The organism is Facklamia sp. P9177 (assembly GCF_050409585.1).
GTDB lineage: Bacteria > Bacillota > Bacilli > Lactobacillales > Aerococcaceae > Facklamia.
In genome coordinates, this window is sequence record NZ_JBNUPE010000019.1 from 1 (window position 1) to 24,823 (window position 24,823).

The 24,823-nt window shown below is 35.1% G+C and carries 20 protein-coding genes; 12 read left to right on the forward strand and 8 right to left on the reverse strand.

Annotated elements, in window-relative coordinates:
- Window positions 1-177: 177 nt before the first annotated feature.
- The gene (locus ACQV18_RS08425) at window positions 178-924 is read right to left on the reverse strand and encodes an HAAS domain-containing protein (protein ID WP_428875146.1); all 747 of its coding nucleotides are present in this window, start codon (window positions 922-924) and stop codon (window positions 178-180) included.
- Window positions 914-1,276, reverse strand: a complete 363-nt coding sequence (locus ACQV18_RS08430) for a PadR family transcriptional regulator (protein WP_428874021.1) — start codon at window positions 1,274-1,276, stop codon at window positions 914-916. Before ACQV18_RS08430 ends, ACQV18_RS08425 begins: the two co-directional genes overlap by 11 nt.
- A gap of 430 nt (window positions 1,277-1,706) precedes the next feature.
- Between ACQV18_RS08430 and ACQV18_RS08435 the strand changes: the two genes are divergently transcribed.
- Window positions 1,707-2,390: an IS30 family transposase gene (locus tag ACQV18_RS08435; protein WP_428892918.1), complete on the forward strand. Its 684-nt coding sequence runs from the start codon at window positions 1,707-1,709 to the stop codon at window positions 2,388-2,390.
- A 739-nt stretch (window positions 2,391-3,129) separates the two neighbouring features.
- Here ACQV18_RS08435 and ACQV18_RS08440 read toward each other — a convergent pair.
- From ACQV18_RS08440 to ACQV18_RS08455, 4 genes are all read right to left on the reverse strand, one after another.
- Window positions 3,130-4,368, reverse strand: coding sequence for a D-alanyl-D-alanine carboxypeptidase family protein (locus tag ACQV18_RS08440; protein WP_428874549.1), 1,239 nt, complete (start codon window positions 4,366-4,368; stop codon window positions 3,130-3,132).
- Between the two features lie 236 nt (window positions 4,369-4,604).
- A complete protein-coding gene (locus tag ACQV18_RS08445; protein WP_428874550.1) occupies window positions 4,605-4,772 on the reverse strand; it encodes a hypothetical protein in 168 nt (55 codons plus the stop codon).
- A gap of 237 nt (window positions 4,773-5,009) precedes the next feature.
- The gene (locus ACQV18_RS08450) at window positions 5,010-5,168 is read right to left on the reverse strand and encodes a serine hydrolase (protein ID WP_428874555.1); all 159 of its coding nucleotides are present in this window, start codon (window positions 5,166-5,168) and stop codon (window positions 5,010-5,012) included.
- Between the two features lie 157 nt (window positions 5,169-5,325).
- On the reverse strand, window positions 5,326-5,523 hold the full coding sequence (locus ACQV18_RS08455; protein ID WP_428874551.1) for a hypothetical protein: 198 nt from the start codon (window positions 5,521-5,523) through the stop codon (window positions 5,326-5,328).
- A gap of 244 nt (window positions 5,524-5,767) precedes the next feature.
- Here ACQV18_RS08455 and ACQV18_RS08460 point away from each other — a divergent pair, with 244 nt between their 5' ends.
- Window positions 5,768-6,946: an O-antigen ligase family protein gene (locus ACQV18_RS08460; protein ID WP_428876536.1), complete on the forward strand. Its 1,179-nt coding sequence runs from the start codon at window positions 5,768-5,770 to the stop codon at window positions 6,944-6,946.
- Window positions 6,947-7,027: 81 nt separating this feature from the next.
- Here the strand turns inward: ACQV18_RS08460 and ACQV18_RS08465 are convergent, their stop codons facing one another.
- Window positions 7,028-8,296 (reverse strand): serine hydrolase, encoded by a 1,269-nt coding sequence (locus tag ACQV18_RS08465; protein WP_428892919.1) that lies wholly within the window; start codon window positions 8,294-8,296, stop codon window positions 7,028-7,030.
- Window positions 8,297-8,709: 413 nt separating this feature from the next.
- On the opposite strand from ACQV18_RS08465, the gene infC reads away from it, so the two are divergent.
- From infC to ACQV18_RS08490, 5 genes are all read left to right on the forward strand, one after another.
- Window positions 8,710-9,210: a translation initiation factor IF-3 gene (gene infC / locus ACQV18_RS08470; RefSeq protein WP_258436502.1), complete on the forward strand. Its 501-nt coding sequence runs from the start codon at window positions 8,710-8,712 to the stop codon at window positions 9,208-9,210.
- A 34-nt stretch (window positions 9,211-9,244) separates the two neighbouring features.
- Window positions 9,245-9,442, forward strand: coding sequence for a 50S ribosomal protein L35 (gene rpmI, locus ACQV18_RS08475; protein WP_258436501.1), 198 nt, complete (start codon window positions 9,245-9,247; stop codon window positions 9,440-9,442).
- Between the two features lie 21 nt (window positions 9,443-9,463).
- Window positions 9,464-9,820, forward strand: a complete 357-nt coding sequence (gene rplT, locus ACQV18_RS08480; RefSeq protein ID WP_428874468.1) for a 50S ribosomal protein L20 — start codon at window positions 9,464-9,466, stop codon at window positions 9,818-9,820.
- Between the two features lie 2,145 nt (window positions 9,821-11,965).
- The gene (locus ACQV18_RS08485) at window positions 11,966-12,241 is read left to right on the forward strand and encodes a transposase (protein ID WP_428892923.1); all 276 of its coding nucleotides are present in this window, start codon (window positions 11,966-11,968) and stop codon (window positions 12,239-12,241) included.
- A gap of 402 nt (window positions 12,242-12,643) precedes the next feature.
- Complete coding sequence (locus tag ACQV18_RS08490; protein ID WP_428892920.1) at window positions 12,644-18,439, forward strand: Spy0128 family protein; 5,796 nt, start codon at window positions 12,644-12,646, stop codon at window positions 18,437-18,439.
- 293 nt (window positions 18,440-18,732) lie between these two features.
- On the opposite strand, the gene ACQV18_RS08495 is transcribed toward ACQV18_RS08490, so the two are convergent.
- Window positions 18,733-19,395, reverse strand: a complete 663-nt coding sequence (locus ACQV18_RS08495) for a DsbA family protein (protein WP_428892921.1) — start codon at window positions 19,393-19,395, stop codon at window positions 18,733-18,735.
- A 256-nt stretch (window positions 19,396-19,651) separates the two neighbouring features.
- Between ACQV18_RS08495 and ACQV18_RS08500 the strand changes: the two genes are divergently transcribed.
- From ACQV18_RS08500 to ACQV18_RS08520, 5 genes are all read left to right on the forward strand, one after another.
- Window positions 19,652-20,296, forward strand: coding sequence for a GTP pyrophosphokinase (locus ACQV18_RS08500; RefSeq protein WP_428874465.1), 645 nt, complete (start codon window positions 19,652-19,654; stop codon window positions 20,294-20,296).
- 21 nt (window positions 20,297-20,317) lie between these two features.
- On the forward strand, window positions 20,318-21,133 hold the full coding sequence (locus ACQV18_RS08505; RefSeq protein ID WP_428874464.1) for an NAD kinase: 816 nt from the start codon (window positions 20,318-20,320) through the stop codon (window positions 21,131-21,133).
- Between the two features lie 28 nt (window positions 21,134-21,161).
- Window positions 21,162-22,055, forward strand: coding sequence for an RluA family pseudouridine synthase (locus ACQV18_RS08510; protein ID WP_428874463.1), 894 nt, complete (start codon window positions 21,162-21,164; stop codon window positions 22,053-22,055).
- 13 nt (window positions 22,056-22,068) lie between these two features.
- The gene (mgtE, locus tag ACQV18_RS08515; protein WP_428885393.1) at window positions 22,069-23,436 is read left to right on the forward strand and encodes a magnesium transporter; all 1,368 of its coding nucleotides are present in this window, start codon (window positions 22,069-22,071) and stop codon (window positions 23,434-23,436) included.
- Between the two features lie 200 nt (window positions 23,437-23,636).
- Entirely contained in the window at window positions 23,637-24,707 is a 1,071-nt protein-coding gene (locus ACQV18_RS08520) for a M42 family metallopeptidase (protein WP_428892922.1), read from the forward strand.
- Window positions 24,708-24,823 lie beyond the last annotated feature (116 nt).

Genomic DNA, 24,823 nt, shown 5'->3' on the forward strand with positions numbered 1-24,823 from the left:
ATTTTTATGATACTCCTTCTTAAATTTAAAATTGATAAATACAAGATCTCTCTTCCATGGTAAGATGGTTATAACTCATAGTTAATGGCTCCTTTTAATCTGTTTTGTTTGGTTATTTACCTATTAATATAGCTAATGAACTCTGCGTTTATTGAGTGTTACACTTGTTATGATAATTTATCTTTTTAAAACAAACCAAGCATACAGTGCAAATCCTCCTATCATAATAATCAAAGTTAAAATTTGCTTTAACTCGTAGGGAAGAGGCGATAGGTTTAAAAGATATTCTGGTAGTGTAATTAACAAAAGTGTTACGAGTAAAACCGCTGTTTTGGACCAAATTGATAATAAAATTAAGTTCAAAACCATGATAGACCCAATGAGAAGGCTGACGGTGGAGTCTAATGTTATAACTGGTGTTTGAGTCATACTATCTACATAATATAAAGCAACATAGGCAGCTATAGTTACAAGTGAAATAATAGCAAATACTAAATACTTCATTTTGTCTGATAATCTAGCTGGAATAATATTTCTAAAAGCAGCAAGCACTGCAACAATAAATGCTCCAGCAATAACTAAATGACCCATAATCTCTAGAATCGAAAAAGAGAATTCGCCTCTCATCAAATTAGGTAAGATAATGAAAGAATAGGATGCAACCATAATGCCAATAATATTCTTAATAGCAGAACGGTGATCAACTAACATTTCATTGGCTATTGACCTCATATAATCTTTAGGCGACGAACCAATAATATGCTCAATCGGCTTCCCTTGGCCTTCAGCTTGTATGAGATGATCTTCTAACTCACTAACTATCTCCTCAATCTCATTCGTTTCCTTACCTTTAGAAACTAAGTATACGGTTAGATTTTCTAAAAACTCTTTACTTTGTTTCGATAGTTGAGTATTATTTTCCATTTGTTCCATCTCCTTTATCACTATCCGTGTACGACTCTCTATTTAAAACCTTGTTAACGCTACTTTGAAGGTTTTCCCAGCGCTTAATAAAATGATCCAATTCATCTGCGCCTTTTTCAGTCAGGGAATAATATTTCCTTTTGGGACCTGCTGTGGATTTTTTTAGTGTCGATGATACTAAACCCTCTCTTTTCATTCGCATTAATAAAGGATAGATCGTACCCTCACTCATCGAATGAAAACCATAACGGGATAATTTTTCTGCCAGTTCATAACCATATACTTCTTTATTTTTTATAATCATCAGAATGCATCCATCAATGACTCCTTTTAACATTTGTGTAGAAGACAAATTACCCCTCCTTTTACAGAACGAATTCACTATCTTGTATTACATAGTATTTTAAGATTATTATACAGCTAGCTACCTTGTAATGCAAGAGTTAGTTTAAAATTCAATTACCCCTTCTTAAAGATGAGGTGACTCTTCTAATATTAAGTTTTGGTGAATTGTAAAATGAACTTAGCCATATAAATTAGAAAAAGAGCCAGTGAGTCTGCTAATCTATGTAGTAACAACACAGACATAGAATAGCAGACTCCACATGGCTCAAACCGAGCAATCACTCGGTTACTCGGACGTTCACCTCAGACCATTCATACAAAAGTGAAACGCGGGACAGTTACTCAGAAACGCAAACAATCTGTAAACGGAAAGACTTATCTCTACTTCAGGGATGTCTATAGTGCTGCTGCGGGACAAGCGGCGTATGACCCCTTGCATGAGGGAACGGGACGACAACCTAAGTGGGTCAATAGTAAGGACTTTATCGATTGGGCGGATAAGGCTACTCAGTGAGAGGTGGAGCCCTGATGCGGTTGTTGGTTACGCTGAACGTCATAAATTGTTCTGTGAAGACTTGATCCCTTGCACAAAAACGCTTTATAACTGGATCAATGCGGGTCTCATGCGAACGAAGAATAGTGATTTACCTGAAAAGGTATCACGCAAACCGCACAAGGCTTTTGAACCTGGACCCAGACGCCGCAAAATCCTGGGCAAATCGGTTGAAGAACGCCCCCAGAAAGTGGAAGACCGTGAGGAATGGGGACACTGGGAAATCGATACTGTGGTAGGTCCGCATGGTGAAGAGGACCCTGCCTTATTGACGTTGGTTAAACGACACTCACGCTTTGAGTGGCTTATTTTGATTAAGAATCAGACAAGTCAGGCCGTTCATCAAGCGATCACTCAACTCATGAACTCCCTAGGAGAGGAAGCTGAGCGACTTTTTAAGACTTTTACAAGTAATAACGGTTCAGAATTCAGCTCACTCACAAAAGCCGTCTCCTCTGTAGCTGAGGTCTATTTCGCTCACCCTTATTCATCCTGGGAACGTGGCACAAGTGAAAACCCACACCGTCTCGTTCGACGCTATATTCCTAAGGGGGGAATTTCTAGCTAGGTATACAGAAGTATATATTCATCGCATTCAACAATGGATGAATGCCATACCTCGAAAGATATTAGGTTACGCCACGGCTCACGAAGTGTTTGTTAAGGCGAGGACTCCTTTGTTCTAGATGGCTAAGTTTTATTTGCAATTTATATCTGATAATTGTGTGGAAAAGATCAAAAATAAGCTTCAAATAAAGTGTGCACTGACCTATCCTGTTCATATGTGTCTTTGTTGCCAAAAGAAAGGAGTTGTCGTTAAAAACGGCACGCGATCCTCTAGAATCACCCATTTGGAATGTGCAGATCAATCTTGCTATTTATTTCTAAAAAATGTTACCTTTGTAGAAATTGTGGTCGCACCTTCACTGCAGAAGCAAAATTGGTTGAAAAAACTGCTTTATGTTGCGTGCCACTAAGCAGAAAAAATGCTAGCTTGACACCGGATACTTCGTCCCAAAATAGATTACTTCTCAAACCTAGGTCTCTCTTCCTACCGTTCGTCGTGTTAGCGATGCCCTCGCTTCCTCTATCCGTAAACATTCCTCAGCACTTCCGGATCATCTATGTAAGGATATATACTAAGTTCATGAATGACATCAAGAAAACCTTTATCAAGATTATATGAGTTAGGAAGAAAAAAAAGGGGGGAACAAACAATCATTAGTGGCTGAGTCCCCTTGGGTAGTATTAAGCCTATTTATCTCCAATCTGAACTGTTTCCTTTTTAAAGGAGATCTGCTTTTTAATCATCTAAAATTGTCAAATATTCTTTTAATAAAGTTAGTTATTGGATTATCTCTTCGATTTTCTAAAGTGTTTTTTTCTTGTTCGGTTTGAGACTCATTATCTTCTTCACCATCTATGGAAGTTTCATTAAGCTCTTCTTCAACTTTGGATTGAGTGACTTGATTAAGGGGTAAGTTTTCATTTTGATATAAATCAGGATGTTCAGCTAAAGCATCAAGAATCAAGGTTAATTGATCATAAGAAGAAGAATAACTTCCATCTTCTTGGATAAAGTTCCCCATGGATAAGGCAATAATTTCACGCCCATTTTCCTTGCCTGTCGCTACAAAACTATCTCCTGCACCATCTGTGAGACCGGATTTAAGGCCATTAATTCCTTCTCTTCCTAATGATTGACCAGGTAAAAGAGGATTAGGGGTATTAAAAACTTGGCTAAAGTCGCCATCTTCCTGGAAAACATAAGTTTTAGCAGAAGAAATATTTAAAATTTCTGGAAATTCTTTAATGACATTTTGAGTCATCAAAGCTAGGTCCTGAGCAGACATTGCGTTTTCATTACTAGCTAGAGACCCAGCCATACGCCAATCTTCAGGTATAAATTCATTAGGGACACCAGAAGTTGTGTATAAATCGAAATCTACAAAGCCCCAATTATTAAGTTGGTCGATCATCGCTTGAACAGCTGCAGTTTCTGAACCATAGATTTCTCGCATCAGTAAAGAGGCTGCATCATTCCCTGAACGCATAATTAAAGCATGAAGTAAATCATCTACAGTATATTTTTGACCAGCTATTAAAGGGGTGCTAGTTAACTCAGGGTTATCAGAGAGTGCTTGAGTTAGATCACTGGGAGCTTCAATTTCACTTGTAATTTTTATTTTCCCATCTTCAATTGCTTTATAAGTAAGATAGGCTGTAAGAATTTTAGTTGTAGAAGCAATTGGATAGGGGATATTACTTCCTCTTTGAGCTAAAATTCGATTTGTTTCAACATCTACCACAATGAAGGATCTTGAACTAATTGAACTATCAAAAAAGCTGGTTAGCTCCTCTGGGTAATCATCTGGCATGACGACCGTCTTGTATTCTTTGGCCTTATTAATATCTCTAGACAGATCAGGTAATTTAGATAAATTTTCAACTTGGGCTGAAATAGCTTGATTGAATAAATTGCTAAAAAGCATGACTAAAACAAGTTTTTTAAAAAATTTTTGCCAATTTATTGAATGTATAGGCATAGGCTGTCCTCCTTAAAATGGGTGTGACTAACGTTAAAACTAGTCAATAAACTATTCTTTATTATAGCGAAATCTCAATTTAAGTCCAATTGAGATATGAAATTTAAAAAAATCAAAGAAGCATCAAATTTCGTTCACAGTTATGAAAAGCGCAATTTTAAATGTTGATTGGTAAAAATGAAAGAGATTACAACATAGTAATTTTTGATGAAATAGTTTTATTTATTGGGAGAAATTTAATAGAGAGACCACTCATTGATAATAAGGTTAAGTTTTCCCATAAATTGATCCACTGTCCCAATTTCTCTTTTCATTAGAACCAGAGCATAGATAGGGTGTCCATTTTCAAAATAAATAGCTGTACCGTGATAGGCATAATCCAGTTGTCCATATTTAGCAGCCATACCACCTTTGATATAAAGCTTAAAGTGTTGATCTTTTTCAGAAATGGATATGTATCTAACTAGAGGTAAATATTCTTTATCTTGGGCAATTTGTTTTAGTTAAACTAATAAAGTATTAGGAGTAGCATAGTTATATTGATCATAAAGACTTTCTGTCTTTTGACTAGCCCCTGATTTTTCAACCAAATCACGTTTAAAGTCTCCAAAATTGTTTTGATAATAATTAATCAGAATGTTTCAAGCGATGTTATTTGAATACACTAATAAATTTTCAATCAGCTCTTCTAATTGGTATTCAGACTGAATGGGACTATGGGTATTTTTTTCTGCACCTGATTCAAAATCAACATTGCTGGCAGGCAATTGACTTTTCCAGTTAAGTTTTCCCTCTTCAATTAATTAGATGTAAAGAACAGCCGTTCCAACTTTATTGCTAGAAGCAGCATATTGGCCGATAATTTCGTTTAAAAAGTGAGACTCTTTAGTGAAAAATTATAGTAGGAAATGCCTAGACGAGAAGATGGGGAATTATAGTCATTTATTAAATCATTCACTAAATCAGTAACTGAACGATAGGAATCATAATTTCTTGAATAGGATGTAACTTGATGTTCTTCAATCCGATTTTTTCATCCATGCTGGTTTCTTGAGTCTCAATAGTTGTACTTAGTCTTTCTGACGCAGTTGTAATAGATTCTTCGCTATCAGAAGGAGAATGAGAGTCCTGCTGACAGTCAACTAGAAATATCATAAAAAAGCTAATAAAAAGTTTTTTATCGACATGAGCATTTCCTAAGATAATGTAAGAAATACGGTGTCAACCACATAAACATTGAACTTATTTCTAAATAACGAGTCCATTTAAGCTTTGAGATGAACTGTATTTGGTTAATAATAACTACTTTATGAATAATCTTCAAGATAAAATCTGTTTTTACTTAATGAATATATAGAGCATCTTTTGCTATAATAATAAATATTAGTCATGGAGGTGGATGGTAGTGAATTTGAAATCTTTGACTCAAAGTGAAAATCTTGAAGGTAATTTATTCTTATTGGTGTCAATTTCAGTCTTATTACCTTTTTATGTTGGTAGCGCTGTTATTTTTTTAACAACCTTATATCTTCTATTTCAACACCGTCGAGACTTGAGACAGATAATGCGCAAACAGAGTTGGTTATTTATCTTTTTGATATATAGTTTAATCATATCAATCTACTTTAGGAATTATATCGGAGTTGCCGTCACATTTGTTCTTTTTTTACTTTTTTTACTTTTTAATTTTTATTTTCAAATAATTACTCCTCAGCTTTTTTTAAAACAGATAAAAATTTTCACATGGGGGTCTATCCCGTTAGCTTTGCTAGCGTTTGTAAGATATACTTACTATGTTTTTATGAATGGTTACGATTTATTTTATATTTTTAAGTATCATAATCCGCAAATTCGTGCAGAAGCAACGTTTTTTAATCCTAATTATTATGGACTATATATTGCCATGGTTTTAGTAATGGCTATTTATTTAATGGCGAAAACAAAGCGACCACTTGATCGTTGGTTATCGATGATAGTCATCTTCTTAAATTTAATTAGTTTATTTTTAACTGCTTCGAGATGGTCTATTCCTACTTGTATTGTAGGGATTGTCCTTATGGTATTTTTCTTAAAGCCTAAAATAGCATGGGGGATTGGTTTTGCTTTAGCAGGAGGTTTTTTAACTTTGTTTATAAAACCTGAATTATTACCTAGGTTTACTACTTTGGCGCATGCTTTTGATGACCGTTTTGCAATTTGGTATACTGGATGGCAAATATTTATAACAAGCCCCTTAATCGGAAGAGGGCCTATGGCTTATGTTACCTTTTATTATTTGTTTGCAGATCAAGGAAAAATGCATGCCCACCAGTTATTGATTGATACACTAGCTAATTACGGTATTGTAGGTCTAATGGTTTTAACAATGGCTTTTAGTCATTACTTTAGGAATGTAGTTGAACGAGTCTTCCAACCTAAAATTAGACTAGAATTAGGTCTCATTGTGTCAATATTAGTAATCGTTCTTTTTCACGGTATGATGGATGTGGGAATTTTTTGGATACAAACAGGCTATATCTTACTAAGTATTCTAGTGGTCCCTTTTTGTGTTCTCGAACAATTGGAAAATGAAGTTTAAAAGTATGTTGATCAAATAATTTTGAATACAAAATTCACCCACGCAACTTTTGTTGAAGAAGTTGCGTGGGTGATGTGATTATTATTGAATCTGTTGGTAATGGTACCATTCATTTACGCGTAAATTTAAATCCCCCATAAAATTATCGAGTGTACCCAGATCGTTGGTCATTAGCACTAGACTATATATAGGCTTTCCATCTTCGAAGTATATACCTGTATCGTGATAACCATTACCATACTGACCATATTTAGTAGCCATTCCTTTATCAACGTACAGCTTGAATCGTTGTCCTTTTTGTGCGATTAACATGTAGTTTATAATAGGTTGATAGCTATCATCGAAAGCAATTTTATTAAGATAACCGATTAGCATATTGGGTGTCGCATAGTTCATATTTTGAGTTAAAGCAATCGGTTTATTATTAATGCCTGATAGTTCGATTAAGTCATTGCGATAATCACCATAATTTTCGTAATAATAATCGATTAAAATGTTCCAGGCAGTATTATCTGAATAGACTAGAAGGTTAGAAATCAATTCCTCTAAGCTATAGTATGAGCGTAAGGGATTATTGGTGATTCTACCATCACCTTCTTCTAAATCCTTTTCGCTAGCAGGCAGTTGACTATCCCAACTTAGGACACCTGCTTCAATTAGGTCGAGATATAGGACGGAGGTTCCCACTTTGTTGGTAGAAGCTGCATGACGTGCTTCATTTTCGTTTAAGTAATAGGATTCTTCACTTACAAAATTTTGATAAGCAATACCTAGCTTAGAAGAATCAAAGCCATATTCATCAATTAAATCTTCGATAATTTCTTGAACGGAGTCATATTGATCGTAATCTAAGGAAAATGATGAAGCGGCTGGTTGTTGTTCGGTATCATCTTCTTGTGTAGTTTCAATAGTTGTTTTTCCACCACTTGCAGAGGTGGTTTCTTCCTTATCGGTTGTTCCGTCATCTTCAACTATTGGTTTATCTTCTTTAACTGTTTCGGTACTTTCGTTAGGCTCTATGGAAGAAACTTCTAAATCTTCGTTTGTCTCTTCTTTATCATCGTTTGACTTGTTTTGCTTTTTTATAATTGCTTTTCTTAATTTGTCAGTTTTGGATAAAGTTGTTTCTCTACTCTCTTCTTTAGTAGAAGATATTTGATCATCTTCATCAGCAACTGACTTTTCAAGTGAGGAAGAAGGTTGACTTTGTAATGATTGTGAATCCTCTAATGAAGCTTGATTGTTAGATGAGTCAACTGAAGAGCTTTTCACTTCAGGGGATGAGGTATTTTGGCAAGCTGTTAACAGCCCTATCATAATCGTTCCTATTATAATTTTTTTTAAGTCCATTAAAAAACTCCTAATATTTAGATTTCTGCAGTATTATATCATCAATTATGATTAATAGCTAAAGGAAATTTGCGCTCTAAGAATTTGAGGACGAGACGTTAAGACATAAGCATGCCCATTTAGAAGCACCTTGTGTAACATATGTTTGACAACTCTAGAGACACTCTAGAATGCTCTAAGAATTTTAACTTGATTTATCAAATGAAGTGTGATACAATGTATAGGTTGAGAAAACAAGTAGAAACAAACCGTTTCTCGCCGGACATTAGAAGATGTAGGGCAAATCATTTATGGAGCAGAAAATTCTGTTTTTGTAAATTGATAGAGACGGCACGTATACAAACGGGCTGTTTTTTGTTTTTATTTGTCACTCATAAAAATTATGGAGGTGGACTCATATCGCTAAAGAAGCATTGATTAATGGGCAAATTCGCGCTAAGGAATTGCGCGTCATCGGTGATAATGGAGAACAAATTGGAGTTAAATCGCTACAAGACGCTTTAACGATTGCTGAATCTTTTGATTTGGACCTCGTGCTCGTTTCACCGCAAGCTAATCCGCCAGTTGCACGGATTATGGATTACGGTAAATATCGCTACGAGTTACAGAAAAAAGAAAAAGAACAACGTAAGAATACAAAAGTAGTCAGTGTTAAAGAAGTACGTCTCAGTCCTTCAATTGATGACCATGATTACCAGACGAAATTACGTCAAGCAATCAAGTTCTTGGAAAAAGGCGATAAAGTGAAAGCAAGTATCCGGTTTAGAGGACGGTCAATTACCCATAAGGATTTAGGTTTAGATGTTTTGGAAGACTTTATTGAAGATACAAAAGAAGTTTCGACCGTTGAGTCAAAACCTAAAATGGAAGGCCGTAGTATGTTTACCATACTCGCACCCTCGTCAGAATCATAATACGATTAATAAGTAGGAATATAGGAGGATTATTATGCCAAAACAAAAAACTCACCGCGGTTTAGCAAAACGCGTTAAGAAAACAGGTACAGGTAAATTGAAACGTTCACGTGCATTTACTTCCCACCGTTTCCACGGTAAAACTAAAAAGCAACGTCGTCAACTACGAAAATCAGCTTTAGTTTCTGCTTCAGATATGAAACGTATTAAGCAACAAATTTCAGCTTTATAGGAATAAAGGAGGAAGAAAATCATGGCACGCGTAAAAGGTGGATATGTTACACGTCAACGTCGTAAACGTACATTAAAATTAGCTAAAGGTTATTACGGAGCAAAGTCAAAATTATTTAAGACAGCTAAGCAGCAAGTTATGAAGTCATACATGTATGCTTTTCGTGACCGTCGTCAAACCAAACGTAATTTCCGTCGTTTGTGGATTACACGTATTAATGCAGCAGCTCGTCAAAATGATATGAGTTACTCTGTATTAATGAATGGTTTGAAAAAAGCCGGAATCGAAATTAACCGTAAAATGTTAGCAGATATTGCTATCAATGATGCAGCAGCATTTACTGCTTTGGTTGAGGAAGCCAAAAAAGCATTAGTTTAAAAAATAGACTCTATATCAAATAGGGCTGATGATAAATTAAGGAGACTAAGCAGTTAATATCTGTTTGGTCTCTTTTTCTTTTTCTTCGGATACAAATTGTCTCGCGTTAAAAGATTTTATCTTTAAAATGACAATAGTTTCGGGAGTCATGGACATTGCGCTTAAGCACTTTAAATTTATTGATCACCCCTTAGTTAGTTCAGGATGGTTGAAGGTAATCTCAAGAAAGTTGTTGGGATTCCGAAGGTTCTTCTTAACCTAGATGATAGCCGGGAGGTTGAATTGTCACGGAGTAAGACCTTAAATGCTTTGTGACTAAATTTTCTAAGGGATAGTGTAGCTTTTGTATCATTTGATAGGTGCTTTTAAACACTTGCTTCTGATTTTATAGGTCATTGTCCCTATTGTCGGTATTGTTCAAAAACAGTCCCCCAATATCTTTTGATTTATTGTAGAGCGCCTGTCTCTATGATGTACTTGATTTATCCAATGAATGTGCAACCGATTTAATTCAGGATTAAGGGATTGAACAACGATATGAAACCGTTCAATAATAATCAAAGTATTAGGGCTCAATTGGCAAGTTAAGGCAATGTAGGCTGTGTATCAGTCAATGAAAATAGTTTTTACCTTATTTTATTCATGATGACTATAACGGTAAAAGTACTTTTTTAGATATTTTAAGTGACATCTTCTACAACATCTATGACTTGATGGGGAATGACATTGCACTAGCAAAGCTTACAGCCCCCTTCACTGTTGGAATTGACTTAAACTTATCAAACAAATCTTTTAAGGGAGGGTCGGTGGCCGTTTATGAGAAACGGAAGCGAAGGCAATTATGACATGATGCACTTATAGATAGATATGTTTGATAAGCAATCATCTTTTTTGAGGGCGTGTGAATTGTTAAACACGCTATTTTTGTTTGGTAGCACTAGAGATGAAACAATGTATCTACAAGGGCTTATTCTGAGCAGGAAAGTGTGGTGATCAAAGCTTGTTTGTTCAGACAAAAACAGACCTTTCCTAAGCCTTATAAGGAGCTAATAATAGGTAAATAGTTAGCCTTTTAATGACAGTCTTTTCCTTATGATAGTAGGAGCAAGGATGAAAAGGGTGAACAGGAGAACTTAAGGCGCAAGAAATATAGTGATTATTTTTGACTTGTGCGACTCAATTATGAGAGAGATTAATGTTTGGGTCTTTAGTATTGAGGACTGTTCTATCTTATTAGTCATGTACAGACTTCTTTCTATATAGTAGAACATGCTTTTAATACATTAAATGTCTGTGTTTTTGTGAATGATCCCTATAATTTATAGAATCATAATATGTTGAAGCCAAAGTCAAGGGAATCTTGATTTTGGTTTTTTGTTTTATATGGAAGTAAACATTTTGAAACATAATTAAATTTAAAAAGAATAGTTTCTTGATACTAATAGAAAAGTTATTTTTCTTTTACGTTCAATTAGTTAAAAGTTAATTAGTAGGAAATTTTTAATATGAAATTTAACCATAACACTACTACAATTCACAATGTTGTGGTAATATGGGATAAAGTACATGTAATTGTGTAGATTATGAAAGTCCATATAAAGCCCCTTTTACGGCGCGATGTTTTTGCTATAAAACATACCTAGTAGATTTTTATAGAGGCTAAGAACATCTTACATTGAATAATGAAGAGTTTAAAGCATTATTAAATAATCGATAAAGGGGAATGTCTCTAAAACATTTAATAACCATGTTTAAAAAAGTAATGAATAATTGACAAAAACAATTTATTCAAGCTGATGGTTACAGGTGATTCGAAGGGTGTCAGAGTCAACGGAATCGCTATGATGAGCCAGACTTTATAATTAGGATAAGCAAACTTTCACCGAAAGGTATTAGGAAGGAGTGATGGCAACTTTCACTTACGACATTTGAGCATTAACAGTGGAGGGAGAAAGGTCTCCTTCTTTCTATGCTGGAAAGCAACGTTTCCACTCTGGCGAAACAATTAGATTAAATGGTCCATGATGGGCATAATTGTTTGTTTATAGGTATTCCTTCTCCTTATCTAATGACCGATCTTTCTTACATCAAGTTATGAGAAGAAAATTAGATTATTTCTAAAAGCTGTCATATTCGCTTGGATAAATTAATGAGGGCAAGCGTGAAACTGTAGGTTTTATGATTCAAAATGAAGAGAATAATGATACTTGCTCCTTTTTAAAACAACTCAAAGAAGGCGGTCTACAAAGAACTGAGTTTGTCATTTCCGATGACTATAAAGACATAGTTGTTGCGATTCGCCAGTTGGTTACCAAGGCAAGTTGGCAAAGACATCAAATTAACTTCTTGCGAAATATCTTTGTGATTATTTCCAAGAAAACCTCAAACTTTTTCGTGGAGTCTTGGAAAAATAATTTTTAATTTATGACTATCAACTTAGCACAGAGGCTAAAAAACACTGATTACTGATGGTATCGATCAAATAAAATATATTAAAGTCTGTGAGACTTTAGACACTGGTCCCTAAGTTGCCTTTTAATAGACTGTGATTCGTAAAGATCACAATCGAAAAAAAGTACCAAACTTCTTGAAGGATATATATGACAATGGCTCAGTTCGATAAGAAAGCGTATTAAATTTGATCAACAAAAGACCGTTAAAACACTGTAGTGTAATTCACACAGGATTATGGGCTTGACTTAATATTATGGGTATAAAGACACTAATGTGTGAGATTTTATGAATTAGAAAGGAGTTATATGAAGAAATTATCAGCAAGGATAAAGTGAGCTTGAGCAAAAGTTAATAAGGAGGCGAATTGTAATGAATAAAAAAATAATGGTTAATTTAGTGTTGACAATGATGCTTGTGTTGAATATCGTTTTCTCACCACAAACGATGTACGCAGTTTCGCAGGTGTTTGATACAGATACTACTACCATGGTAAAGAATGAAAAAATTGTCGATGGCCAAGTGCTCGAAACTAGGACTAAGAATAAAGCTGGCGAACAAAAAGATGTGGATAATAACATTTTAAAGGATGAATCCCTTCTGGAAGAGATAGGAGATGATAATCTAAACGAAGAGACACAAGTGGATAATTCAAACAACTCAGAAGATGATGCAGAACATCTTCCTCAAAAGAAAACAGAAATCTCAATGGATAAAGCGTCAGAAGGCATCAACAATATTGATCCTCCGATAGATGAAGCGGCTGTAGAGAATGAAATGGTTCCTGAAAACGCTACTTTTAGTGTCCTTAAAGGCAACTGGGTGAAAAATGTTGTTATGACTGTCACCACAACAGACAATAACACATTCATTTTACCTGATGGGGAATCGATAACTTTTACTCCATCAGAATTAAATGCTTTAATACTTGATTATACTCTAGTTAGTCCTCCTAATACGGTAATAAATGCTGGGGACACTTATACTATTGTTTTGCCAGAAATTTTTGAAGGAAGTTCCGCAGCTGTTTCACTTCTGGTGGAAGGTACAGAAGTGGGTACTTATACTGTAACTAATGGGGAAGTTGCCATTCTTTTTAATGATAAGGCTAAGGAATTTGATGATTTAAATATAAACATAAAGATTTCTGGACAGTTCGATACAACACAATTGATTGAAGAAGAAGTTATTGAGGTTGTCATTCCATACGGTGAAGGAGGGTTTTTTACAACAACTATCATTGCTGAGGAAATACCTTATGATGGGGAAGATAAAAAAATAGCAGGACAACCCTATATTATTGATGAAAACGGAGAAAAAGTATATAAAGATGTAACTGGACAACCAGTGACAAACCCTACACATATAGATTGGACCGTTCGATTAAATGATAGTATGACCACCGTTTCAGAGGCTACATATACCGATTATTTTGGTGATGATTTAGAGCTTTTACCAGAAAGTATCTTAGTTGAAAAGCTCATTCGTAATTACGAAAACCAAGTGATAGGCCAAGAAGAAGTAGTGGTTGCACCGTTAATAAGTGATTCGCGCTTTGAAATTGACTTAGGGTCAATTGAAGATGCCTATGATATTAGCTATACTACATTAATTAATCGACCGAATGGGGGAGGAGCTAAAACTATCAGTAATACTGGATTAATTTTCCTAGATGGTTCAGAAACTCCTGTTTCTGATAGTTTTGAGGGAACATGGTATGAAGATCTACCGACTATTACTAAACAAGGTTCAATCTCAGAGCAAGATCCCTCGATAATTGATTGGGAAGTTACTTATAATTATGGCCAGGAAGATCTTGGGACAGTAATTTTAGAAGATTTAATAAGTGGAGTGGACTCTCAAACGAAGAATATTACAGAAAAAATTAAACTTTTAAAAGATACAATTAAAGTGCGTAAGGTTGTTCCTGATAGTAACGGCAATGTTTTAAACCCAGAAGATTTCACACCAGTTAGTGGAAGCTTTCCTTTAGAACTTAATGCTCAAGGACAAGCCTATTATATTACTTTTTCGACAGAAGTAGAATTGGGTGTTCAGGGGACAGTCACTAATATTATCTCTGATAATCTAGATCCACAAAATAGTGCAACCGACTCGGTTGTTATAAATACTATTCCAACTTTTGGTAAAGCTGGGGAGCAATTGGTAGATGATGAAGGTAAGCCATATATTGAATGGAAAATTACCCTTAATTCGCAAAGAATCAATATGGGTAGCATGACAATTCGAGATGTGTTTGATCAAAGTTTATTAGACTTTAATGTTGCAGATTTATCTTCATATGAATTATACCAAGATGAGATAACAACAGAAAAGTTAATTGATAATAGTAATTACTACATTCGTAATTATACACATAGCGATAATCGAGAAGGATTTGCTCTGACTGTCCAGAATGCAGGACCTCATAAGTATATATTTGTTTATCGAACATATTACACGACAGCAGGACTGCAAGAACCTAATATAGCTAATAATGCTGAACTCGTTTACTTATTCGGTGAGGAAAGTGGACCTGGAATTTCTTTTGATGTTAACTTAGCAGGTCCTAAAGCAGGAATAAAAAAAGTTGGTTCTTATGTAACTAGCGAAGATAAAACTGAGCAATTTATTGAATGGAAGATTACTTTTAATGAAAGTAATATTAATCTTACTAAACCAATAATTGAAGATAGTTTTAGTAGTGGCAATTATAAGTATGTAAATGATTCTTTTGAATTAACTTCTACAAATGAAGGTGCTTTGGCTTTTGATCCTACTGCATTAATGATGAATCCAAGTCAAGGATTTACCTATCAATTTGGTACTGATACCAATGCTACTTATACTATTAAATATCTTACAACCGTAGATGACGCCAATAACTTCGACCAAATAAATAAAGTTACTTTAGATTGGCAAGGTGGTAAGGAAGAAGCAACAGCTAATGTTTATAAACGTCAAGCAGGTATTAATAAGAAAGCTAACATTGTGATTGATGCCGAAGGTAATAAACACATTAATTGGATTATTAATTTCAATACAAAAAAAGCCGTTTTAGCTAATGTAGTAATCACTGATCAATATTCTCCGTCAACAGCAGACATGTCTAATATTCTTCTATATAGAGACGGAGAGGAAGTTGATCCTAGCCAATACCAGGTCATTGAAGAAAGTCAAGGATCATTTGAACTTATATTAGGAGACATTGATGCAGTTCCGTATACGCTCACATATACAACTAGTCTTTCGTCAGGAGAAGAAGTAAATCTTATTCAAAACAAAGCGTTATTAACTTATACAAACGGGAGTGAGCTAGCCTTTATAAAAGTTCCGAGCCCTGCTTTATCGGTTAACAAAGAAGCAGTGAGCCTAGACAAGACTCCAGATAATCCTGTTATCTCATGGGAAATAACTGCGAATGCGAACACATCAAATCTCATTAACTTAGTAGATCCTGTTTTAACAGACACAATACCAGGCGATCAAGCTTTAATTCAAGATAGCATTAAAGTTTATGATCAAAGTGGCACCCTTATTACCGACAATCTTAATGTGACAATTAACACTGATTCCAATAGTTTCGTCATTCAACTACCAAACGGATCTTATCAATACAAAGTACAATATGACACGGAAATTTTGCAATTCCCATCATTCCATGAAAGTGTTTTGGACAGATATACTAATTCAACTACTTTATCAATGATATACGAAAAAGAAGATGTTGTCGCTAGTGTATCAGATACAGCCTACTTGGATTATTTTGCAAATAACAACAGTGGATTGGTTGCTAAAACAGGGACACAGAACCAATTAACCGAAAACATTGATTGGACAGTTACCGTGAATGAGGAAGGTCTGACAATCAAGAATCCAATAATAGAAGATCAACTTTCGGATAAACATAGTTATCTAACTGATTCATTTAAAGTTAGAGATAGCGCAAATAATCTTTTGAATATTAATGAAGACTATTCAATTACTTTCGCTGAAGATGACAGAAGTTTCAAGTTGACTTTAAACGATACAATAACGCAAGCTATTACAATTTCTTACTCCACACGATTAAATGATAATTTAATTGGTACTTATCAGGTTACTAATACCATTACATTAAAGGGCGGAGAAGAGAGAAAAATTATTAAAGAAACAGTTACTGAAACAACTGCTCAACAGTATCAATTTGGTGGAGGCGGAACAGGGAGAAAACTTGATTTTAAAATTCTCAAAAAGGCTAAAAGTGGAAAAGCTATACGAGATGTTGGATTTAAGATTGAAAACATAGACATTCATGGAAATGTCGATACGGTAGTATCGGAAGTATTTACAAGCGAGGAAGGTATTTATATTTCAGATAAATTGAGAGATGGAAAATATATTCTCACTGAGACATCAACTCCTGAAGGTTTTAAAACACTTGCATCATCAATTTATTTTACAATTAACTATTCGGTTGACAATCCACAGTCTTACGAATTACAATTACTTAATTCAAATGGAGAAGTTGCCGAGATACCTAATGTATCAACCAATGGTAATGTAATAACAATCATCAATGAACCCAAAGAGGTTAAGACTCCGTTAAAAGCAAAGAAGATTTTAAGAGGTCTAAATTTAGCTGACGGACAGTTTCATTTTGAATTACTAAATGAGGATGGAGAGATTATTTCTCGAGCTAAGAACGATGTTAATGGTAATATAGTGTTTGAAGCGCTTACTTTTGACACAGTAGGTGATTACCAATATATGATACGTGAAAAAATAGATCAACAGGCAGGGGTAACTTATGATACAAATCAATATAATGTATTAATATCAGTCACCTACGATGAACAAGGGCACTTAGCAACTAATATCCAATACGAAGAGGATGATCTACCTACCTTTAAAAACTCTTATACGCCTAAAGTTGGAAAACTATCATTATTGGCTGAAAAAAAATTAGAGGGTCTTTCTCTAGAAAAAGACCAGTTTAATTTCCAAGTATTTAATGAAAATGAAGAAGTTGTTGCAACAGGTACGAATGATAGCAATGGAAAAGTTGTTTTCAGTGAATTAACCTTTGATAAAATTGGAGTATATAGGTATAAAATTGGTGAAAAGAAAGATAACCAGCTAGGTATTGCGTATGATCAAACAACCTATGATGTGATCGTTAAGGTAACCGATGACGAGAAGGGTCAATTACAATTGGTTGTAGAATATCCTAACAATAAGGTTCCTGTCTTTACCAATGTATATATTACTCAACCAGGAAAAGCTTCATTAATTGCTAAAAAAGAATTAACAGGTCTTGATTTAATAGCTGGTCAATTCAATTTTGAAGTCCTAAATTCTGATGGTGAAATTATTTCGACAGCATCGAATGATATAGATGGGAAAGTAGCATTTACTGATATATCTTACGAAAATGTTGGAGAATATAATTACACTATTCGTGAAACCCAGGATGATCAAGCAGGTATCACTTATGATGATTCAACATATGATGTTACAATTATAGTAACTGATAATGGAGCAGGACAACTTGTTCATGAAGTGGTTTATCCTGATCAAGCTATCCCTGTCTTTAAAAATAGTTACACAGCAGCAAAGGGTGTACTTTCATTAGTCGCAGAGAAAAAATTAGAAGGATTAGACTTAGTAGCGGGTCAATTTAACTTTGAAGTTGTGGATACCAACAATGCAGTCGTAGCAACAGGCACGAATGATAGCAATGGAAAAGTTGTCTTTAGTGAATTATCATTTGATACGGTAGGCGAGTATACGTATACCTTACGTGAAGTGCCAGACAATCAAGCAGGAATTACCTACGATGATTCAGTGCATGAAGTAGTAGTTACCGTAACTGATGATGGGACAGGTTTATTAAGGTTAAGTGTCACCTATCAAAATGATGCAATAGCTGTTTTCAAAAATATTTATACTGAAATTTCAGAAAACCCTAAAGATCCTGAAAAACCTCAGGAACCAGAAAATCCTAAAGACCCAGAAAAACCAGAAAAACCGAAAAACCCGGATAACCCTAAAAATCAAGAAAACACTAAGGATACTTTACCTATAACCGGTGAAGAAACTACTTATTCATTATTAGCTCTGACAGTTTTGATTATTGGTTTGATGATTTATCTTTTGGGTAAAAAAGGTTTAAGTAAGAAATTTTAGGAATAGATACCCTTAAGACATTTGTAGATTATAATTTACCGAACAAATGAACGTTATGGAATCACTTTTAAGGTAAGTAAAACAGACGAATCGCTTGATTCGTCTGTTTTATTCTTATAAAAGGGTGAATTTTTATGAAAAATAGCCTCCCAAAAGGTCTACTCTGTGAGACTTGAGAGGAAAATTTTAGGAGGGAAATAATTGTTGATAGTTAAGTATTATAATAAAAGTCATTCAAAAAACTATTGAAAGAAATAAGCGGTCAATCTCTGAAACGAAAGACTCTCGACCTCTTATTTCAATAAATTAAAATGGGTAGAACATTTAACAGAGTGATCTAAATGTTGTGAATGTAATAAATCTAGATGATCAATAACGCATTCATAAGTAACATTATCCTCGAGCAAAATCCCTTCATCTTCACGGGTAGAATCAAATATCACAAGACTAGGGGTTGAATGAACACCCATGGCTTTAGCAATTTTAAGGTCATTAAAATATAATTCTCGTGTGAAATCGGAATAGAAATCCTCATAGAACAAATCTGAATCTAAACCATTGCTTGCAGCAAGGTCCATAATTAAGTTTTCGTTCAAAAGAGATAGATCGTGATAAATTTTTTGTTGTAAATCTTTTAAAAAGCATCTGCCTTTACGTTTGCCTTGAAAGTGTGCAGCTTTTACGGCTAAAGCAGCTTTATAAAGTTTACAGTAGAGGTCATTACGGACTGCTAAACTAGGTTGAATAATGCCTAAACGCTGCATAAAGTCATTTAAAATCTCTTCATTATGTATACAAAGAATATTAATGTCAATCTTTGAAGAAATTAATTTACTAGCCTTATTAATCTCTTGCTCGGAATAGTAGCATTTTCGCCCTAAAGGATTGACAAACAAATAAAAGTCAAAATACTTTGCCTGACCATTAAAGTGATAATCAATCATATAATTTTCCACACTATTCCTCCTTCGTATTACTTTTTCTTAGTATAAGCTTATCATAAACATAGTGTAATCTATAATAATACGCCTAGAGTGAAAAACCTCACAAATAAATAGTATGCCGTAAAATGATAGATATTTCAACTAATGAACAGTTATATACGAAAACCCTTTGACTTATGGTAAAATATTTTCTGGATGATATTAATCAATTAGACTGATATGGGTTGAATATTTTGAAAACTTGTAGAGGGCTAGAAAGGGGGAAATCATGGAAAATAAATATGTATATGAAGAACCTTTTGTCGACAATTGGGCATTGTTCTTAGCCCCTTATGGTCAGGCTGTTGAAGAATTGAAGCTAAAATTAAAAAGTATTCGCCAAGAATATATTGATTTGGATAGACACGCACCGATCGAATTCGTTACTGGACGAGTAAAATCACCTGAAAGTATTATGGAAAAAATGGCTGTTAGACAAATCAAAGCCAAAGATTTCCTTTGTGGTGTTCAGGACATAGCTGGGGTTCGAGTGATGTGCCAGTTTGTTGAGGATATCTATGAAGTAGCAGATTTACTATTAAGACGGTCTGATTTTAAAGTCATTATGATTAGGGACTATATTAAAAATCATAAGCCGAGTGGGTATCGTTCTTATCATATGATCTTAGAGTATCCGGTGGAAAGAATTGAAGGAAACATTTCGGTTATTGTGGAAGTACAAATTAGAACTTTAGCGATGAATTTTTGGGCAACCATCGAACATTCGTTAAATTATAAGTATGATGGCAAGTATCCTGTTGAAATATTAGAAAGACTTCAACGAGCTTCTGAGGCTGCCTTTCTACTTGATGAAGAAATGAGTCAGATTCGTGAAGAGATTCATGAAGCAACCAAACTGTTTGACTCGCGTTAAGAGCAAGAGTAAGGAGAAACTATGAAAAAGATTGGATTAGTATACAATAAAAAAGCTTTATCAGTTGCCTATGCTCAACGACTTAAAACTAAACTCCATCACTATCAATTAAAAGAGCTCTCTAACGGGGAAACTCCTGACTATGTAATATCAATTGGTGGAGATGGCACACTTTTATCAGCCTTTCACCAGTACCAGGCATTTATCAATCATACTCAATTTATAGGGATTCATACGGGACATTTAGGGTTTTATACGGACTGGTTAGGCGAACAGATGGATCAAGTTTTACAGAGTATTGTTGAAAATGACGCTGAATCCATTTCATATCCCTTACTATCGGTAGCTATTACTCTCGGTAATGGAAAAAAGAGACATGTTCTAGCCCTCAATGAATGCAGTATTCGTTCGCATCGTAAAACAATGGTGTGTGATGTGGAAATAAAAGACCAATTCTTTGAAACATTTCGTGGGGATGGATTGTGTATTGCGACACCAACCGGGTCTACGGGGTTAAACAAATCTTTAGGTGGAGCGGTAATGCATCCACGAATTGAAGCAATACAGATGACAGAGATGGCTTCGGTTAATAATCGTGTTTATCGATCCTTGGCCTCGCCTATTATTTTACCGGCTGATGAATGGCTCACTTTAAAACCAGATCCATCCAATGAATGGATGGATATCACGACTGACCATCTATTTTGGGCGGACCAGACAATTGATACGGTGCGCTTGCAATTGGCTAAGGAGAGAATTCATTTCGCTAGCTTTAAGCATATGCATTATTGGAATCGTGTAGAATCCTCTTTTATCGCTAATCAAGTGAGAAAATAAGTTTAATCAATAAAAGGTGAGGTTTATAATGGAGTTGAAGTGGTTTTATGATCAATCGGAAGAAATAACGATTAAAGAATTTTTAAGACAACAACAGTTACCAAAGGCCTTTTTAAGAAAGGTTAAGCTTGAAGGTCAACTGTTATTGAACCATTTAAAAGTACCTGTTCGTTTTAAAATCCGTAAAGGAGACTGTCTTCATTTATTAGCTCCCATCGAGCGAGGGCATGAAACAGTTCCACCTTCAGATGACCCAATTGAAATCGTCTATGAAGATGATGATCTACTTATTTTAAATAAACAAGTGGGAGTAGTTTCAATTCCTTCTTTAGCAAATCCTTCGAGTTCAATTGCTAATCGAGTGAGAGGTTACTACCAAAAGCAAGGCTACTCGGATCAAGTAATCCATATAGTAACAAGGTTAGATCGTGATACATCAGGCTTAATGTTAATTGCTAAGCATCGATTAGCTCATGCATTGATGGATCGTCAAGTAAGAGCAGGTCAAGTGGTTAAATATTACCATGCTCTAAGCAGTCGCAGTCAATGGTCAGACCATGGTATAATTGAAGCACCTATTGCACGTACGGAGTCTTCAATTATAACCCGGCGTGTTCATGAAAGTGGAAAATATGCCAAGACCGAATATTGGTGTCAGCAAACTTATCCTAATGGAGCGCACTTAAGAATAAGGCTTCATACAGGACGAACACATCAAATTCGGGTACACTTAATGCATATGGGAGGTCCTTTAATTGGCGATGATTTATATGGAGGTCCTTTGACCGAAACGATCAGACGTCAAGCGCTTCACTGTGGCCAATTGGAGTTTAACCACCCCATGACTCAACAGCCCTTACATTTTGAGATGAATCTACCAGAAGATATGCAAGATTGGATTCAAGCCCAGCAAGTTAACTAAGAGAGGAATAGCAATGGAAGTATTTGAAAGAAGTTTTGAAGAAAGCGTCGCTAGTTTCAAAGCTATGCTGCAAAACAACCGTATGACACGCTTTCGTACTGAGTTTTTAGCGTTACATAATTATGATCAAGCCAAAATTTTTACTGAGTTTGTCAGTTCTGAGCGAAAAACAGTCTATCAATATCTTGCTCCCAGTGAACTCGCTGATGTCTTTGATGCCTTTGAATCAGATATTCTTCACTTGAGTGAAGAGTATTTCCTAGAGATGGAAAATGCCTATGCAGCTATTGTTTTAGGTGAAATGTACGCGGATAATGCGGTGGATATTTTAAATAATATTGATAATAAAGAAAAAGTAAATACGTACATGCATTTAATGCCTAATAGGTCTGCCCGTGAAATATCTCGTTTGATAAACTATATTGACGAAACAGCAGGATCCATCATGACGACTGAGTTTGTAACTGTCAAGGAAGAATATACAGTTAAACAAGCCTATGAACACTTAAAAACGGCAGCCGCTCAAGCAGAAACTATCTATTATGTGTATGTGATTGATGAAGATAGACGACTAAAGGGTGTTTTATCTTTAAGAGATCTCATTGTTCATGATGATCAAACCTTAATCTCAGAAATCCTTAATCCTCGTTTAATAACAGTTGAAGTAAATGATGATCAAGTAGAGGTAGCAAAAATGGTACAAGATTACGACTTATTGGCCCTACCAGTTGTAGGCTTTGATCGTGAATTACTTGGTATTATAACGGTAGATGATGTTTTAGACGTTATTCAAGAAGAAGCAGACAGTGACTACTCAGGTTTGGCTGCGGTTGATGTTAATGAAATTCATACTACTCCATTTAAGGCTTCTAAAAGTCGCTTGCCTTGGTTAGTTACACTGCTATTTATGGGGATGGGGACAGCCACTCTAATTTCTCAGTTTGAAGGTTTGATATCCTCAGTGCCTGTTTTATCTAGCTTTGTTACATTAATAACCGGTACAGCAGGTAACGCTGGAACTCAATCTTTAGCGGTTGCTGTTCGCAAGCTTACTAATAAATCAGAAGATGATAATTTTTTTGATTCTTTTAGTTTTGAATTACTAACAGGAGTAGTCACAGGATTGGTAGTTGGGTTAACCATAGCCCTAGTGGCAGGCTTTTGGAAAGGAAACCTCTTTTTGGGTATGATCATAGGGATTGCTATGGCTTGTGCAATCGTGGTGGCTAATATTGCCGGTGCTTTGATTCCTAAACTCATGATGAAGATAGGCTTTGACCCCGCTGTGGCTAGTGGTCCATTTATCTCAACTTTAAGTGACTTAACTTCAGTCTTCATTTATTTTACAATTGCCCGAGTTTTTTTAACCTATTTACCTTAATGATAAGAAAAGCCTCTAGCTATAGACACCCACTTGTTTTAGAATTTCAATTTTCAAACTCTGGTCCAAGTATAAAAATCTAAAGGATTGTTATTTTTTCATAATTTGCTTTTGAATTTAAGGCTAATTGTTGTATAGTAGAATCAAGTGATTACAATGATTTATCTTTTAAGATGGATCAATATAAAGGAGAGAACAGAATGGTAGAATTGAACTATCAATTATCAGAATCAGATCGTGCACGTTTAGAACGTGTGAAAGAATTAACCGAGATTCCTTCACCAACTGGTTATACTGGTGAAATTGTGTCGCATTTAATGAAAAAATTTGACCAGGATAAAGTGGAGTATACTAAGACACCAAAAGGAGGTTTACTAGTAACTTTAGAAGGAAAAAATAAAGAACGTCAGCGTTTTATGACAGCTCACGTGGATACTTTAGGAGCGATGGTTCGTGCGGTAAAAGCTGATGGTCGTTTGAAATTAGATCTAATCGGTGGGTTTGTTTACAATTCGCTAGAAGGAGTATATTGCAAAATCCATTCTGCAAAAACAGGTAGAACTTTTGATGGAACGATTTTAATGCATCAGACTTCTGTTCACGTTTACCGTAACGCAGGGTCATTAGAACGTAATCAAGACAATATGGAAGTTCGTTTAGACCACCCTGTTTTTAACCCAGAAGATGTAGCAGAATTAGGTATCGAAGTAGGAGATTTTATTTCTTTCCATCCACGTGCAGAAATTACTGACTCCGGTTATTTAAAATCACGCCACTTAGATGATAAAGTGAGTGTTTCCCTTTTATTAGAAGCTATTGAAGCAATTAAAGCTGGAGAACTTAAATTAGCACATACTACTCATTTCTATATTTCTAATAACGAAGAAATTGGCTACGGTGGAAACTCTAACATTGCTCCAGAAGTTGAAGAATATATTGCTGTCGATATGGGAGCATTAGGAGATGATCAAACTTCAGATGAGTATACAGTGTCTATCTGTGCTAAAGATGCTTCTGGCCCTTATCATGTTGGCTTACGTAATCAATTAGTTGGATTATGTGATGAAAATAAGATTCCTTATAAAGTAGATATCTATCCATACTATGGTTCAGATGCTTCTGCAGCTATGCGTGCCGGAGCAGATGTACGTCACGGATTGTTTGGTGCTGGAATTGATGCTAGTCATGCCTTTGAAAGAACACACATCACCTCAGTAATTGCCACATATGACTTAATTCATAAATACTTAGAAGCAGAGATGGTAGATTAATCGTTTTTAGGTAATAGACCTAGTCATTTCTTATAGATGAGAAATGACAGGTCTTTTTTTGTTGACGAATTGTCCAATCAAATGCAACACCGATAGTAAGAAACTAAAAAGTTCTT

What these genes read in the sequence shown, in the direction of transcription:
- ACQV18_RS08425 (WP_428875146.1), bottom strand. Translation starts at nt 924, where the DNA reads ATGGAAAATAATACTCAACTATCGAAACAAAGTAAAGAGTTTTTAGAA.
- ACQV18_RS08435 (WP_428892918.1), top strand. Translation starts at nt 1,707, where the DNA reads ATGAGGGAACGGGACGACAACCTAAGTGGGTCAATAGTAAGGACTTTA.
- ACQV18_RS08440 (WP_428874549.1), bottom strand. Translation starts at nt 4,368, where the DNA reads ATGCCTATACATTCAATAAATTGGCAAAAATTTTTTAAAAAACTTGTT.
- ACQV18_RS08445 (WP_428874550.1), bottom strand. Translation starts at nt 4,772, where the DNA reads ATGGCTGCTAAATATGGACAACTGGATTATGCCTATCACGGTACAGCT.
- ACQV18_RS08455 (WP_428874551.1), bottom strand. Translation starts at nt 5,523, where the DNA reads ATGATATTTCTAGTTGACTGTCAGCAGGACTCTCATTCTCCTTCTGAT.
- ACQV18_RS08460 (WP_428876536.1), top strand. Translation starts at nt 5,768, where the DNA reads ATGGTAGTGAATTTGAAATCTTTGACTCAAAGTGAAAATCTTGAAGGT.
- ACQV18_RS08465 (WP_428892919.1), bottom strand. Translation starts at nt 8,296, where the DNA reads ATGGACTTAAAAAAAATTATAATAGGAACGATTATGATAGGGCTGTTA.
- rpmI (WP_258436501.1), top strand. Translation starts at nt 9,245, where the DNA reads ATGCCAAAACAAAAAACTCACCGCGGTTTAGCAAAACGCGTTAAGAAA.
- rplT (WP_428874468.1), top strand. Translation starts at nt 9,464, where the DNA reads ATGGCACGCGTAAAAGGTGGATATGTTACACGTCAACGTCGTAAACGT.
- ACQV18_RS08490 (WP_428892920.1), top strand. Translation starts at nt 12,644, where the DNA reads ATGAATAAAAAAATAATGGTTAATTTAGTGTTGACAATGATGCTTGTG.
- ACQV18_RS08500 (WP_428874465.1), top strand. Translation starts at nt 19,652, where the DNA reads ATGGAAAATAAATATGTATATGAAGAACCTTTTGTCGACAATTGGGCA.
- ACQV18_RS08505 (WP_428874464.1), top strand. Translation starts at nt 20,318, where the DNA reads ATGAAAAAGATTGGATTAGTATACAATAAAAAAGCTTTATCAGTTGCC.
- ACQV18_RS08510 (WP_428874463.1), top strand. Translation starts at nt 21,162, where the DNA reads ATGGAGTTGAAGTGGTTTTATGATCAATCGGAAGAAATAACGATTAAA.
- mgtE (WP_428885393.1), top strand. Translation starts at nt 22,069, where the DNA reads ATGGAAGTATTTGAAAGAAGTTTTGAAGAAAGCGTCGCTAGTTTCAAA.
- ACQV18_RS08520 (WP_428892922.1), top strand. Translation starts at nt 23,637, where the DNA reads ATGGTAGAATTGAACTATCAATTATCAGAATCAGATCGTGCACGTTTA.